Genomic DNA, 16,411 nt, shown 5'->3' on the forward strand with positions numbered 1-16,411 from the left:
TTGCATTATTCATCGGATAGTATCTTTAAATTTAGAACTTTTATCATAAAAACAGATGTTATTCTGTTTTCCCTACACAAAATAAATGATATTTTTATAAATTTCCTTTCAATAAAGGTATTATCCGTTGAATAATGCAACGCTTAAAATTTAATATTTTGATGCTTAAAGATGGATACTCTGGATGGGCTACAATTATTAGGGCCATAATTATATAGACTTCAAAATTAAATAAAATTATTAAGAAAGAAGGAATATAAAAATGGGAAATAAAACTTCATACTCTGAAGAATTTAAAAAACAAATTGTCATGCTATATAAAAATGGTAAAAGTGTTATTAATCTAGGACAAGAATATAATTTACCAAAACCAACTATTTATAGTTGAGTTAAAAATTATAATAATTCTGGTTCATTTAAAGCAAAAGACAATCGCACACTAGAAGAAAATGAAATAATAACTTTACGAAAAGAACTTAAAGACTTGAAAATGGAAAATGACATTTTAAAGCAAGCCGCACTGATAATGGCCAAAAAATAACAATAATTAATAACAACAAAACAAAATATTCAGTAAGAAAAATATGTAAGATTTTGGGTTTATCAAAATCAACGTATTATTATCAAACTAATAAATGTATTAACAAGCAAGTTAATAATTATTAACAAGAAATTATCAGTGCCTTTAATAAAAGTCGCAAAATTTATGGGGCTCGCAAAATTAAAGTTATTTTAAACAGAAAAGATATCATCTTATCGCGGCGAAAAATCAGATTCTTTATGATCAAAAATAATTTGGTTTCTAAATACACCAAATTAAAATATCATAATCATAAAACAACAGTCAATAATGACCAAATTAATAATATTTTAAATCGTCAATTTAACAACAAAAAACCTAATGAAGTTATTGTTAGTGATTTAACATATGTTCAAGTTGACGCTAAATGACATTATATTTGTTTATTAATTGACTTGTTTAATCGTGAAATAATTGGTTATAGTGCTGGGCCGAATAAAACGGCCGAACTGGTCCAACAAGCTTTTCATAAAATAACACGACCATTAAATCAAATAACTCTATTTCATACTGATCGTGGTAATGAGTTTAAAAATAAAATCATTGATGAAATTTTAATAACTTTTAATATTAAAAGATCATTAAGCAATAAAGGCTGCCCTTATGATAATGCTGTGGCTGAAACAACTTACAAAACTTTTAAAACTGAATTTATTAAGGGTAAAAAATTTAAAAATTTAACACAATTAAAATACGAACTTTTTGATTTTGTGCATTGATATAACAATATTAGAATTCATGGCAGTTTAAATTATTTATCTCCAGTTACTTTTAGAAAACAAATGTCTATATAAAAAGTGTCCTAAAAAGTGTTGCCATTCCAATATAATTCACATGAATAATATATACAAGATGTTATAAAATGAAATACATGATATTCAAATCGTAAAGAAAAAGATATAATTAAAAAAATAGTAAATACTTTTTATTAGTACTTACTAAAATGGGTGCACTCTATTCCGTTTCTTTTTATGAATATTGTAAATCCGCAATTCAGTTATTCGCCCTAAAAATTAGTTATACTAGTAAAATAAATTAAAAAATGATAAAATACATATTGTATAAATACCTTGCTATAAAATTAACAAACATAAATTGAGTAATTTAAGAAAATAGATGGAGAATAAAATGCTTAAAAAAGGTAAATCAAATTCATGATATTCAATAATATCATTTTCAATTTTTAAAATCCGCCGTTCAATGGCAGTTTGAGTTTTAGTGTTGTTGTCACTTGTTTTATTTGGTGCAATTGCGATTACTCTTTTTTTATCTTCAACGAATATTTATGATTTTTTAAAAAATTTTCAATACGGAGTTTTTATTTTTAATAATATTTTATTATTATTGTTTGTTTTGTTAGTAATCATTAAAATTTTTGGCCGGGAATTTGAAGATGGGACATATTTACTTTTAATTTCAAAACCATATTCTCGATTTACTTTATTTTTCTTAAAATTAATTTCACTTTGAATTTTGATTATCTTTTTCTTAGGGACAATTATTTTATTTGCTTTAGGAATTGGCTATATTGGTTATTTAATTAATAATGATTCAGAGTATTTACAAGTTTATCAAAATTTATTATTGAAATTATTTTTATATTCTTTAGCATTATCTTTTTTTGCATCAAGTAGTATTTTATTTGCGGTAACTTTTTTAAACTCACAAGTAGTTTTATTAATTGTTGTTATTTTCTGTAGTTTATTTTTAGTTGGCGGGATGCCATATTCGTTAATTATGAGTTTAGCTAATACAATTGATTTGTCATTTGTTGACACCGCTATGACTAAGCAACCTTATCCTGTGCATATTATTAAAAGTACAATTAATTTTAAAAGAAATTTAGAAAAAAAATTAATTAAATATGATAATTTAACTAGCAAAATTTGAGATTTTTATAATTCGTGAGATTATGATGATTTAGATAAAGTTTTTAAAACGCGAGACTATGAAAATATTATAAGTGATCCTACTTTGCGAATTAAACGATTAGAGTTTTATCAATCATTAGGTTTAACAAAACCAAAAGAAGCTAGTTATACAATTACCCAACTTAATAAGTGAGATAAAATAACAAAATATAAATATGATAATAAGGATGAAACCATTTTTGAAATTATTAATAAAGTTGGAGAAAGTAATCTTCAAATGAAAGTAAACTTTGCGACAAATTTCTTTTTTAAATCACCAGGAGAATTAGATTCAGATAATGAAATTCATCAAGAATTACTTGACTGTATTAACTTTATTGGAAAAAGTGCAAAATCATGAGACTTGTATCTTATAACAAATGATTTAAATGGAAATTCATTATTTTACTTTAATTTAGATAAATCCTATTATAGTTTAACATCATCTGATAGTAAGGCAGGAACAGAAGAACGAAAATTATCTGAGCCAAATGGATTTAATCCAGTAAATGTTTTTCGTTCTGAATTTGCTCGAACTGGAATATCACCATTTGATTCAGAATATGATAATGGTTCTGATTTTCAAGATTGAATTCTTAATTATTTTGGAGCTGAAGATAGAATTGAAGATGGTTTTGAAATTAAAACACTTTATGTTTTAAGAGAAATTGAAATTAATATTTTAAAAAAAATAATGGATTATAAATTACTTGAAGCTGTGCCAATTAAAATAAATACAGAATGACAAAAATATGATGATTTAATGCAAACTTATGAATTAATTTCTAAAATTAATATTATTGAACATTGAAATCAAATTTGAACAAGTTCTTTATCATATGTTCCATTTTGATTTGAACCACTTCAACGAAGTAACATTGATTTTAGTGTTCAAAACAATTATTTAATGAGTTATCAAGATTTACCGATAGCATTACAACAAGATAAAAAGGTTGACCTTGATGTATCGCCATTTTTAAATATTAATTTATTGTTATATATTTATTTAGGAATATCTGTTTTATTTTTAATTAATGCTTATTTAATTTTATGTCGCAAAAATATTACTTAAGGCAGGGGAAAGGAGATGTTAAAGCATGAATAATAATGCATTAGTACTTAGCGATGTTGCAATTGCTTCGCGTAATTTTAGCAAAAAGTTTAAAAATAGTATTGTTGGTCCATTTAATTTTAATGTTAGTCGTGGAAAATTACATGCCATTTTAGGTGCTTCTGGAAGTGGGAAAACAGTTTTCATTAAATCTTTAATTGGTGGTTTAAAGGGCTTTCATGGTGATATTACAATTTTTGGCAAAAAAGCAACAAAAATTAGTATGAAAAAAATGATTGGTTATGTTCCTGAGTTTGTTACTTTTCCTGAAAACATTAGTTCTTATAATTTTTTAAAATATTTAGGAAAAACAAATAATTTACGAGGAAAATATCTTCGTGACCGAATTGAATATTTAATGAAATCATTAGAAATTTGAGAACACCGTGATAAAGATGTTAATTTATTTTCATCAGGAATGAAAAAAAGAGTAATGATTATTCAAGGTATTATTCATGATCCTGAAATTTTAATTTTGGATGAACCAGAAGCAGGATTAGATATTAATAACCGAAAAAAAATTATTTTTTATTTAAAACAATTAACACTTCGTGGTAAAACTGTCTTTTTTTCATCCCATTTACTAGATGAAATTAAAGACTATATTGATGAATTTACAATGGTCATGAATGGGGCGCAAATTTATACGGGGCAATTAGCTGCCTTTAATATTAAAAATAGTTATTATCTAGTGACTAATAATCCCCAAGTAATGATTCGTTATTTTAATTTAAACCGAGTACCAAACTGATATGATCGAGGAAATAATTCGTTAAATTTTGTTTTAAATTCACCATTACATTTATATTATGTCACTCAATATGCATTAAAAAAACAAATTAAAATTGCTAAAATTAGTGAAGTTGAATTTTCATTTGATTTTCTATTACAAAAATTAAATATTACGCTACCTCACAATATGACTACTAATCGTAAATTACGAAAGAAACATTTGAAGTAACAGCAACAAAGTTAATTAACCAGAATAAGTTTTAAATGTAATTATGTAACAAAATTAAAGAAAGTAACCTTTAAAAATATTTTAATGGGTATTAAAGTATTTTTTTATTATAATTAAATTATGTCCAATATTTAAAAAAGGAGCAAATTGTATGGAATTTGATATTTAGGCGTCCTGTACGATGAACCGACAAAAAAACAATTCTTGTGAGATTGTTTTTTTATTTTTCTATTAAAAAAATAAATTTATTTGCATTATTCATCGGATAGTATCTTTAAATTTAGAACTTTTATCATAAAAACAGATGTTATTCTGTTTTCCCTACACAAAATAAATGATATTTTTATAAATTTCCTTTCAATAAAGGTATTATCCGTTGAATAATGCAACGCTTAAAATTTAATATTTTGATGCTTAAAGATGGATACTCTGGATGGGCTACAATTATTAGGGCCATAATTATATAGACTTCAAAATTAAATAAAATTATTAAGAAAGAAGGAATATAAAAATGGGAAATAAAACTTCATACTCTGAAGAATTTAAAAAACAAATTGTCATGCTATATAAAAATGGTAAAAGTGTTATTAATCTAGGACAAGAATATAATTTACCAAAACCAACTATTTATAGTTGAGTTAAAAATTATAATAATTCTGGTTCATTTAAAGCAAAAGACAATCGCACACTAGAAGAAAATGAAATAATAACTTTACGAAAAGAACTTAAAGACTTGAAAATGGAAAATGACATTTTAAAGCAAGCCGCACTGATAATGGCCAAAAAATAACAATAATTAATAACAACAAAACAAAATATTCAGTAAGAAAAATATGTAAGATTTTGGGTTTATCAAAATCAACGTATTATTATCAAACTAATAAATGTATTAACAAGCAAGTTAATAATTATTAACAAGAAATTATCAGTGCCTTTAATAAAAGTCGCAAAATTTATGGGGCTCGCAAAATTAAAGTTATTTTAAACAGAAAAGATATCATCTTATCGCGGCGAAAAATCAGATTCTTTATGATCAAAAATAATTTGGTTTCTAAATACACCAAATTAAAATATCATAATCATAAAACAACAGTCAATAATGACCAAATTAATAATATTTTAAATCGTCAATTTAACAACAAAAAACCTAATGAAGTTATTGTTAGTGATTTAACATATGTTCAAGTTGACGCTAAATGACATTATATTTGTTTATTAATTGACTTGTTTAATCGTGAAATAATTGGTTATAGTGCTGGGCCGAATAAAACGGCCGAACTGGTCCAACAAGCTTTTCATAAAATAACACGACCATTAAATCAAATAACTCTATTTCATACTGATCGTGGTAATGAGTTTAAAAATAAAATCATTGATGAAATTTTAATAACTTTTAATATTAAAAGATCATTAAGCAATAAAGGCTGCCCTTATGATAATGCTGTGGCTGAAACAACTTACAAAACTTTTAAAACTGAATTTATTAAGGGTAAAAAATTTAAAAATTTAACACAATTAAAATACGAACTTTTTGATTTTGTGCATTGATATAACAATATTCGAATTCATGGCAGTTTAAATTATTTATCTCCAGTTACTTTTAGAAAACAAATGTCTATATAAAAAGTGTCCTAAAAAGTGTTGCCATTCCACACTTTGCATCAACTATTTTTTTAGTATATCCATCAATAATTGTTGATTGATAATATCTTTCTCCTTTTCAAATTAAATATGTTACATCAGTATATAGTACTGAAAACCTTGTTTTTATATCATTGAATTTACGTTTAATTAAATCAGGATATTGCAATAAGCTTTTTTCTTTATTCTGTTTATACTTTATTTTTCTTCTCATTTTTCTTACATATTCAGGTTGTATTTGATTATCACGCATAATTCTTAAAACTTTTTTTAAATTATATTTTATACCATAATCTTCTTTTAAATATTTAGTAATTCTTCGATAACCAAATTGTTTTAAATTTTCTTCATAGACTTTTACAATATCATTTATTGCTTTTTTATCTTTTTTGCTACTGTCATAATTTTTATATTTATCTCAATAATTACGTTTTAACCCTGTTACTTCTAGAAATAATTTTATTGAATATTCACGACAATTTTGTTTAATAAAAGAGACGATTATTAGTTTGCTTAATTGTAAAAGTCATGGAGCTTTTTTAATAATTCATACCTTGTTTTATAATATTCTAAATTTCTTTTGGCAAAAGAAATTTTAGGTCCTTTAGGATTGTTTAATTTTCCTTTTTTATGATTTGCTCATCAAGATTATACTGTATTTGCATTTATATTATATTGTTTTGCTACTATTCAACAACTTTTTTGTTTAATTTCCTCAATGATTTTTGTTCTAAATTCTGATGTATATTTGTTATATTTTTGTCCTTTTTTGCCATATAAAAATGCACCCCCTATAAAAATTTAGCAAAATCTTTTTTTATTTTACTTACTTTTTGGGGTTCAGTCTTCACAAAACTAGAAAAAAATAAAAATAAAAGTTAATTATAACTTTTATTTTTATTTTAGAATAATATTTTTGGAAGAACAAAAAAAGGTTGCAATTAATTGAAAAATAATTATAATAAAACCATAAATATTAGAGGAGTAATTAAAAATATAGTTCAGAGAGTTAATTGATGGTGTGAAATTAATCTATTGTTTTAATGAAGGTTGCTAAATATTTTAACTTAATATTTTAATTAAGGTAATAAGTGATACTTATTAAAAAAGGATGGTACCGTAATTATTAGAAAATAATTGCTCCTATTATTTTATTTAAATAATAGGAGTTTTTATTTAGAAAGGAAACAAAAATGGGAAAAGAATTAACAAAGAAATATGATCATGCCTTGGTCGAAACAGGAAAATATCAATTTTGAAAGAAAAAAGGTTATTTTACTACAGATGTTAAAAGAAAACAGCCAAAGTTTAGTATTGTTATTCCACCCCCAAATGTGACTGGGAAATTACATTTAGGTCATGCGTGAGATACAACATTGCAAGACTTGATTATTCGCTATAAAAAATTACTAGGATTTGATACTTTATATTTACCAGGAATGGACCATGCGGGAATTGCTACACAGGCAAAAGTAGAAGAACGTTTACGTATAACAAAAAATATTTTACGACATGATTTAGGGCGCGAAAAGTTTATTGAACAAGTTTGAACATGAAAGGAAGAATATGCTGAAATTATTCGTGAGCAATGAGCTAAATTAGGATTAGCATTAGATTATTCACGTGAACAATTTACATTAAATAATAATTTAACATCAGCAGTACAAAAAGTTTTTATTGATTTATACCAAAAAGGATTAATTTATCGTGGTAAACGAATTATTTCTTGAGATCATGTGCAAAAAACCGCTTTATCAAATATTGAAGTTATTTTTCAAGAGCAACAAGGCAAAATGTATTACTTTAAATATTTTTTAGAAAATAGTACAAGTGAGTTTTTGACGATTGCAACAACACGCCCAGAAACAATCTTTGCTGATCAATGTGTTATTGTTAACCCAAATGATAATCGTTATCGCAAATATTGAAATAAAAAAGTGATAAATCCAGCAAATGGTGAATTGCTTCCTATTATTTGTGATGATTATGTTGACCAAGATTTTGGAACGGGAGCAATGAAATGTACACCAGCACATGATGCTAATGATTTTGAAATTGCTTTGCGTCATCATTTAGCAATGCCAATTTGTATGAATTTAGATGGGACAATGAACGAATTGGCTGGAAAATATCATCATCAAGATCGTTTTACTGCCCGTCAAAATTTAGTTAATGATTTAGAACACCAAAAGTTAATTGTTGAAATTAAAGATCATTCTCATAAAGTTGGTTTTTCAGAACGAAGTGGTGCTATTGTTGAACCATATTTATCAGACCAATGATTTGTTAAAATGGAATATTTTGCTGAAAAAATTATTAAATTTCAATCATCAACAAATAAAATTCAATTTTATCCATCTCGATTTAATACAACATTAATTAATTGAATGAAAAATGTTCAAGATTGATGTATTTCACGGCAACTATGATGGGGGCATCAAATTCCAGCATGATATCATAAAGATGATTCAACAAAAATTCATGTTGGTTTAACTCCACCAGATAATAGTAAAAATTGAATTCAAGATGGAGATGTTTTAGATACTTGATTTTCATCAGCATTATGACCAATGACAACTTTAGGATGAAATTGAGATAAAACATTATTTCAACGCTATTTTCCAACTAATGTTTTGGTGACTGGTTATGATATTATTTTCTTTTGAGTTTCAAGAATGATGTTTGACTCATTAGAGTTTACAAAGAAAAAACCATTTAATGATGTTTTAATTCATGGTTTAATTCGTGATGAAGAAGGCCGAAAAATGAGTAAGTCATTAGGGAATGGGATTGATCCGATGGATGTTATCAAAGAATATGGTGCAGATACATTACGTTATTTTTTAGTTACAAATAGTGCACCAGGACAAGATTTACGTTATTCTTTAGAAAAAGTTAATAGTGCTTGAAATTTTATTAATAAGTTATGAAATGCTGCTCGTTATGTTGAAATAAATTTAACAAGTAATTTTAAACCATTGGCTAATTTTGAAACAGAAATTAAAAACTTATTATTAAACCATCAAGAAAATGCTATTGACCAATGAATTTTAACAGAATTAACAAAAACAATTTCTAAAGTACAAACTAATATGGAAAAATATGAATTTGTTTTAGTTGGCAAAGGTTTGTATGATTTTGTATGAAATAAGTTTTGTTCATGATATATTGAATTAACAAAAGTTAATTTACAAAGTAATAATGCTACAATCAAGATGGTATCAATTCAAACATTGTTTTATGTTTTAAAACAAATTTTAATTATGTTACATCCATTTATTCCATTTGTAACGGAAGAAATTTATCAAAAATTAAATTTGAAAGAGTCAATTATGTTAGAAGTTTACCCAAAAATTAATTTTAATTATAATGTTGATTATTTAAATTTAGTAACGGAAATTGTCGCTGCAATCCGTGAATTGCGAAGTAATTATCAAATTAAAAAAGAACATATTATTGAAATTTGATTTGATCAAACAAGTAGTAAAAATAATATTACTACAAATGTTATTGCATTAATTAATGAATTTATTTTAAAAATGGTTAATAGTAAAGTTATGGGCGTGCTTCAACAAAAAAATGCAAACCAAAAATATGCAACAATTCCATTAACGAATGTTATTTTAGAAGTTGTATTGAATGATATTGTTGATGAAACAGTTGAGCAACAAAAAATCAATGGGGAATTAACTCGCCTCGAACAAGAACTAGAACGAAGCAAAAATATTTTAAACAATCTAAGTTTTTTAGCAAAAGCAAATCCTGAAAAGATTAAACTTGAACAAGAAAAATATGCCCAATATTTAGAACAATATCAACAATTAAAAAGAAAAATAACAAATGGCAATTCCAACAATTAACATTATTGGGGCTGGATTAGCAGGAACCGAGGCAGCGTATCAATTAGCACGACGAGGTTTTAAGGTTAACTTATATGAAAGTAAACAATTAATAAAAAATCCAGTACAAAAACAAAATTCATTTGCAGAATTGGTTTGTTCAAATTCGTTACGTAGTGAAAGTTTAACGAATGGTGTTGGTTTATTAAAACAAGAAATGTTCGCATTTGATTCATTAATTATTAAAGCAGCTTATGCAAGCCGTGTTCCAGCCGGGGGGAGCATTAGCTGTTGAACGGAATCAGTTTTCAGAATATATTACAACATGGTTAACAAATAATTCAAATGTCACTTTAATTGACCAAGAGGCAACAACTATTGATGATAAAGCAATTACATTGATTGCTTCTGGACCCTTAACAACATCAAAATTTCAAACGACCATTCAAGCATTATTGGGGCAAGAATATTTTTACTTTTATGATGCAGCAGAACCAATTATTATAAAAGAAAGTATTGATTTTACTAAGGTATATTATAAATCACGTTATGATCAAGGCGATAGCAAAGATTATATTAATTGCCCAATGAACAAGGATGAATTTGAATTATGAGTTCAAGCATTAATTACGGCAGAAACAGTAGCTTTACATGATTTTGAAAAAGAAATTTATTTTGAAGGGTGTATGCCAATTGAGGTAATGGCAAAACGGGGGATTAAGTCATTATTGTTTAGACCATTAAAACCAGTTGGTTTAGAAACCACAAATGGTAACCGCCCATATGCTGTTGTGCAATTACGTCAAGATGATGCAATTGATACATTATATAATTTATTTAGTTTTCAAACTAATTTAAAGTTTCCTGAGCAAAACAACGCCTTATTAGCATGATTCCAGGTTTAGCAAATGCTCAGATTTTACGATATGGTGTTATTCATAAGAATAATTTTATTAATTCCCCAATTTTATTAAATCAATTTTTACAAGTAAAAAAACATCAGAATGTATTTTTTGCTGGTCAAATTATTGGTGTTGAGGGATATGTTGAATCAGCGGCCACAGAAATTATTAGTGCCCTAAATATTGCAAGATTATTAAATAATGACCCAATGTTAACATTTCCACCCGAAACAATGATGGGAGCATTAGTGAATTACATTATTAATGCTTCAAAAACTAATTTTCAGCCAATGAAAGCAAATTTTGGGGTTATTCCTGCCTTTGAGCAGCATTTTAAAAGTAAAAATGAAAAATATTTAGCATATAGTGAACGTACATTAACAACATTAAAACATTTTATTATAAACAATAATTTAAATGTGGAAAGTATCTTTTAATAATTTTAAAAAAGCATAAAATATAAATATAATAATGCAAAAAAAGAGGCGGTAAAAATGAATTTGGAATTGAATGCATTAATTAATGGTGAATTAATCAATAATGGGGATTGATTAGAAATAATTTCACCAATTAATAATAAGCCATATGGCCGTGTTCCAGCTCTAAAAGAAAAAGAAATAAATGAAGCGTTTAAGTGGGCTCGACAGTCACAAAAAGCATGAGCAAATTTAACTTTATTTGAACGAATTATTTATTTGCAAAAATGAGCAAAATTATTAGAAAGTCATAAAACAGAGCTCGCGAAGATTATGGCCAATGAAATTGGAAAAAGTTTAAAAGATGGTCAAGTTGAGGTAGAACGTAGTATTGAATATATTGATTATACAATTGAAGAAGCAAAACGAGTTTTTCCAGAAACATTAACTGGGGATGGTTGAAATATTAAAAATAAATTAGGGATTTTTTCTCGTGTTTCGAAAGGTGTTGTTTTGGCAATTTTACCATTTAATTATCCTGTTAATTTAAGTATTGCAAAAATTGCACCAAGTTTAGTTGTTGGTAATACTGTTGTTTTTAAACCGGCAACAAATGGCAGTTTAACCGGGTTATATATGGCAAAATTAGCTTCTGAAGTTGGTTTTCCAAAAGGCGTTTTTAATGTTGTAACTGGTCGTGGGCGTGATATTGGAGATTTATTAGTTTTAAATCCTGAAATTGATGTTATTTCATTTACTGGGTCAGTTGCTGTTGGCAATCATATTCGCAAATTAGGACACGGAAAAGACTTAGTATTAGAATTAGGGGGAAAAGATCCAGCTTTATTATTAAAAGATGCTGATTTAACAAAAGCGGTAAAAGAAATTGTTGCTGGTGCTTATGCTTATTCTGGGCAACGTTGTACGGCCGTTAAGCGAGTATTAGTAGATGAAACAATTGCTGATGAACTAGTAAAATTATTAAAAATAGAAGTTAGCAAGTTAGAAGCAGGTTCGCCATTAGATAATAAAGCTATTATTCCCGTCATTGATTTAAAAGCTGCAGATTTTGTACAAGGTTTAATTGATGATGCTTTAGCAAAAAAAGCAACATTAGTACTTGGCAATAAACGAAAAGATAATTTAATTAGTGCAACTTTAATTGACCACGTTACCCCAGAAATGCGATTAGCATGAGAAGAGCCATTTGGTCCAGTCTTACCAATTATTCGTTGCAAGAATGTTGAAGAAATGATTACCTTATCAAATAAATCAAATTTTAAATTGCAAGCATGTATTTTTACAAAAGATATTAATGCAGCATTTAATATTGCTAATGAATTAGAAACAGGAACGGTTAATATTAATGGTCGTACTCAACGAGGACCTGATTCATTCCCATTTTTAGGAATTCATGATTCTGGTCAAGGAGTTCAAGGGATTCGTGAAACAATTAATTCAGTGACACGTTTTAAAGGATTAGTAATTAATTATTAAAACTAATCTTTTTTAGTTTTATGATATATTATAATTATAAGTAGGTGAAAGTAAAAAAATGGAAAATAAAGTAGAGCAAATGTCTTTGCGTGAAGAAAAAATTGAACAAACTTTGAATGATCTAATGTCAACAATTCAAGCAATTAATTTAGATCTTACTGAATTACAAGAACGATCAAGTTTACAAACGAATGCTGTTCTTGATTAATATGATACTATTGCTGAGCAAATTGCTAATATTGCTAAGGAAATTAATTATTTAGAATATAAGTTTGATATTACCGAAATTTCACTATATTTAATTTTTTTAGATTTAAAATTATCATTTAATATTTTAAAAAATAAGTTAGAAGTAACAAAATATTTAATCCAGCTTTTTCAAAGACAGTAATTAATTATTATTGTCTTTTATATTATTATTTTTAGTGGAGGTTATTTAAAAATGGATTTAAATCAAGAAAATTTTTTGTTTACAGATGGATAAGAACATCTTATTATTGATTTTCAGAAAGAAAAGGGCTATATTTTTTATTTTTTTCCGAAAGCAGCAGCACCAGGCTTCACTTTATAAACAGTTTCTTATAATCGTTATTATCAAAAGTTTTTAACTGCTGGTTATAATGTTATTGGTATTAGTAGTGATAATTTTAAAAAAACAAACTAAGTTTCAAAATGATAATAATGTTAGTTTCCCTAATGCTATGTGATATTGATTCTAAATTATGTGAAATGTTTGGTGTCTTGAAATAAAAGAAAATGTTGATAGCATTACAAAAGTTGAGATTTTACAAAAAAATATAAATAAAAACAACTAAACAAATTAAATAAATTTACTAAAAACCTAATATTAAGCATTTTTTTGCATTACTTAATTAATAAGTAAATTTAATTTTGTTTGTTATACTTACAAACCTCAACTTTTTTCTTACTATCATAATGTTTATCTTGGAATTGAACGAAGCACTTTTTTGTTAGACAATGATTTTAAGATTATTCAAGAATGACGGAAAGTTAAACCAGTTGAACATATTAAAACATTGTTATCAGTAGTAACATAAACTGATTTAAATAGTAAATCTTAGTGTTATATTTATATTATTTTAGTAATAATTAGCATTGTAATGTAAGTTTTTAGGAGACAAAATATTTAAAATTACGAAAGGATTTTAATATGGTACAAAATTTAATAAACTTCTCAACAAATTTTAAATATAATGGTTTATCTAACCAAAAAATTATTGTTAATTATAATAAAGTTTTTAAATATATTAAATTAAACAATAAAACATGTATATTGTAAACCAAATGCAACACTTTATGAAAAATAAAGTGTTTTTTTATTTTTTTATGTAAATTGTACTATGAAGTGTAGCAGCTTATTTAATATCATTATAACACCAATAAAATAAATGTTCAATATAATTTATTTTTGGGCGAGTAAATTTTTTGCGGGTTTTATAAAAACAATAAAAAAATATCCTTAATTTATTGAACTAAATAACATTTAAAAACAAAAACCCGTATCTTTTTTATTCACCCTATTTTTAAAAAATTTAGTAGTTTTGTCTTAAATTTATCAATTTTGGCACACTGAAAAATAAAATTATTAAAATTTATGATAACTATCACTTAAAATTTAAACATTTGTATAAAAACTTCTTTTGAAGATAGTCAATGTAAAGATTTTTTAAGTTTAGAGTTTATTATATTAGCAACTTCTTGATAGTAATTTCTTGAATAAATACTTAAATCAGTACCTTTTAAAAATCAATGTCTAAAATCGCGGATTGCTCTTTCAACTTTAGGTTTTTGTGTTGGAGTTCCAGCATCACAAAAATACACTTTAGCATTTGTTATTTTTTCAATTTTTTCTCAATCAGCAAATTCTTTTCCTTGATCTGTTATTATTCCTTTGCATCTATCTTTGAGAAATCTGTTAGAAAAAATTCGTTTTACTGTGTTTGTAATAACTTCTCTTGTTGTTTTTTATTTTAATGGTTCAATGATTTTAAATTGGGTTAATTCTTCTATTAAAACTAAACAAGCACTATTATTTTTGCCAACCATAGTATCCATTTGAAATCAACCAAATTCATATTTATCATGTTTTGATTGGTCAATAGTTCTAAAATTTCTTATTTTTCCGCGATTATCAATTATGTTTTTCGTTTTATATTTTCTGCCATGAAAATATAAATTATACTTATTGAAATTTAAAAATCCCAAATTAATATATTTATATAAAGTTTTAAAAGATGGAATGGCAACACTTTTTAGGACACTTTTTATATAGACATTTGTTTTCTAAAAGTAACTGGAGATAAATAATTTAAACTGCCATGAATTCGAATATTGTTATATCAATGCACAAAATCAAAAAATTCGTATTTTAATTGTGTTAAATTTTTAAATTTTTTACCCTTAATAAATTCAGTTTTAAAAGTTTTGTAAGTTGTTTCAGCCACAGCATTATCATAAGGGCAGCCTTTATTGCTTAATGATCTTTTAAAATTAAAAGTTATTAAAATTTCATCAATGATTTTATTTTTAAACTCATTACCACGATCAGTATGAAATAGAGTTATTTGATTTAATGGCCGTGTTATTTTATGAAAAGCTTGTTGGACCAGTTCGGCTGTTTTATTCGGCCCAGCACTATAACCAATTATTTCACGATTAAACAAGTCAATTAATAAACAAATATAATGTCATTTAGCGCCAACTTGAACATATGTTAAATCACTAACAATAACTTCATTAGGTTTTTTGTTGTTAAATTGACGATTTAAAATATTATTAATTTGGTCATTATTGACTGTTGTTTTATGATTATGATATTTTAATTTGGTGTATTTAGAAACCAAATTATTTTTGATCATAAAGAATCTGATTTTTCGCCGCGATAAGATGATATCTTTTCTGTTTAAAATAACTTTAATTTTGCGAGCCCCATAAATTTTGCGGCTTTTATTAAAGGTACTGATAATTTCTTGTTCATAATTATTAACTTGCTTGTTAATACATTTATTAGTTTGATAATAATACGTTGATTTTGATAAACCCAAAATCTTACATATTTTTCTTACTGAATATTTTGTTTTGTTATTAATTATTGTTATTTTTTGGCCATTATCATTGCGGCTTGCTTTAAAATGTCATTTTCCATTTTCAAGTCTTTAAGTTCTTTTCGTAAAGTTATTATTTCATTTTCTTCTAGTGTGCGATTGTCTTTTGCTTTAAATGAACCAGAATTATTATAATTTTTAACTCAACTATAAATAGTTGGTTTTGGTAAATTATATTCTTGCCCTAGATTAATAACACTTTTACCATTTTTATATAGCATGACAATTTGTTTTTTAAATTCTTAAGAGTATGAAGTTTTATTTCCCATTTTTATATTCCTTCTTTCTTAATAATTTTATCTAATTTTGAAGTCTATATAATTATGGTCCTAATAATTATAGCCTATCCAGATAGTAATATGTTGATCTAGCAAATTTCAATGTTTTACATAAATTAATAATTGGATATTTTGCTTTGTTATTTTTAAT

General features: G+C 25.6%; 7 protein-coding genes and 5 pseudogenes. 8 read left to right on the forward strand and 4 right to left on the reverse strand.

Annotation, left to right across the window (positions count from 1 at the left end):
- Nucleotides 1-262: 262 nt before the first annotated feature.
- From AAHM76_RS01140 to AAHM76_RS01155, 4 genes and pseudogenes are all read left to right on the forward strand, one after another.
- Nucleotides 263-1,374: pseudogene (locus AAHM76_RS01140) on the forward strand (IS3 family transposase).
- 334 nt (nt 1,375-1,708) lie between these two features.
- Entirely contained in the window at nt 1,709-3,562 is a 1,854-nt protein-coding gene (locus tag AAHM76_RS01145; protein WP_342256303.1) for an ABC transporter permease, read from the forward strand.
- A 25-nt stretch (nt 3,563-3,587) separates the two neighbouring features.
- The gene (locus tag AAHM76_RS01150; RefSeq protein WP_342256304.1) at nt 3,588-4,562 is read left to right on the forward strand and encodes an ABC transporter ATP-binding protein; all 975 of its coding nucleotides are present in this window, start codon (nt 3,588-3,590) and stop codon (nt 4,560-4,562) included.
- 511 nt (nt 4,563-5,073) lie between these two features.
- Nucleotides 5,074-6,185 (forward strand): annotated as a pseudogene (locus tag AAHM76_RS01155) (IS3 family transposase).
- Here the strand turns inward: AAHM76_RS01155 and AAHM76_RS01160 are convergent.
- Together AAHM76_RS01160 and AAHM76_RS08290 are read right to left on the reverse strand one after the other, a co-directional pair.
- Entirely contained in the window at nt 6,178-6,456 is a 279-nt protein-coding gene (locus AAHM76_RS01160; RefSeq protein ID WP_342256305.1) for a hypothetical protein, read from the reverse strand. The pseudogene AAHM76_RS01155 and the gene AAHM76_RS01160 sit on opposite strands and share 8 nt — an antisense overlap.
- A 21-nt stretch (nt 6,457-6,477) precedes the next feature.
- Nucleotides 6,478-6,750: pseudogene (locus tag AAHM76_RS08290) on the reverse strand (hypothetical protein); the annotation flags it as partial.
- A 646-nt stretch (nt 6,751-7,396) separates the two neighbouring features.
- On the opposite strand from AAHM76_RS08290, the gene AAHM76_RS01165 reads away from it, so the two are divergent.
- The 4 genes and pseudogenes from AAHM76_RS01165 to AAHM76_RS01190 all read left to right on the forward strand — a co-directional run bounded on the left by AAHM76_RS01165 (nt 7,397) and on the right by AAHM76_RS01190 (nt 13,065).
- Nucleotides 7,397-10,063, forward strand: a complete 2,667-nt coding sequence (locus tag AAHM76_RS01165) for a valine--tRNA ligase (protein ID WP_342256306.1) — start codon at nt 7,397-7,399, stop codon at nt 10,061-10,063.
- A pseudogene (gene trmFO / locus AAHM76_RS08295) lies at nt 10,044-11,381 on the forward strand (methylenetetrahydrofolate--tRNA-(uracil(54)-C(5))-methyltransferase (FADH(2)-oxidizing) TrmFO). Before AAHM76_RS01165 ends, trmFO begins: the two are co-directional and overlap by 20 nt.
- A gap of 57 nt (nt 11,382-11,438) precedes the next feature.
- A complete protein-coding gene (locus AAHM76_RS01185; protein WP_342256310.1) occupies nt 11,439-12,857 on the forward strand; it encodes an NADP-dependent glyceraldehyde-3-phosphate dehydrogenase in 1,419 nt (472 codons plus the stop codon).
- Between the two features lie 58 nt (nt 12,858-12,915).
- Nucleotides 12,916-13,065 carry a hypothetical protein gene (locus tag AAHM76_RS01190; RefSeq protein ID WP_342256311.1) on the forward strand — a complete coding sequence of 50 codons (150 nt, stop codon included), beginning with the start codon at nt 12,916-12,918 and terminating at the stop codon, nt 13,063-13,065.
- Nucleotides 13,066-14,486: 1,421 nt separating this feature from the next.
- On the opposite strand, the pseudogene AAHM76_RS08300 reads toward AAHM76_RS01190, so the two are convergent.
- Together AAHM76_RS08300 and AAHM76_RS01200 are read right to left on the reverse strand one after the other, a co-directional pair.
- Nucleotides 14,487-15,110, reverse strand: a pseudogene (locus AAHM76_RS08300) (IS30 family transposase); the annotation flags it as partial.
- Between the two features lie 32 nt (nt 15,111-15,142).
- Nucleotides 15,143-16,203 (reverse strand): IS3 family transposase gene (locus AAHM76_RS01200; protein WP_342256313.1). Its coding sequence is split into 2 segments (ribosomal slippage): nt 15,143-16,008 and nt 16,008-16,203, totalling 1,062 coding nucleotides; the frame shifts between segments, so codons are not numbered across the junction.
- Nucleotides 16,204-16,411 lie beyond the last annotated feature (208 nt).

This window comes from Spiroplasma endosymbiont of Poecilobothrus nobilitatus, assembly GCF_964030655.1.
In the GTDB taxonomy this organism is placed as follows: domain Bacteria; phylum Bacillota_I; class Bacilli_A; order Mycoplasmatales; family Mycoplasmataceae; genus Spiroplasma.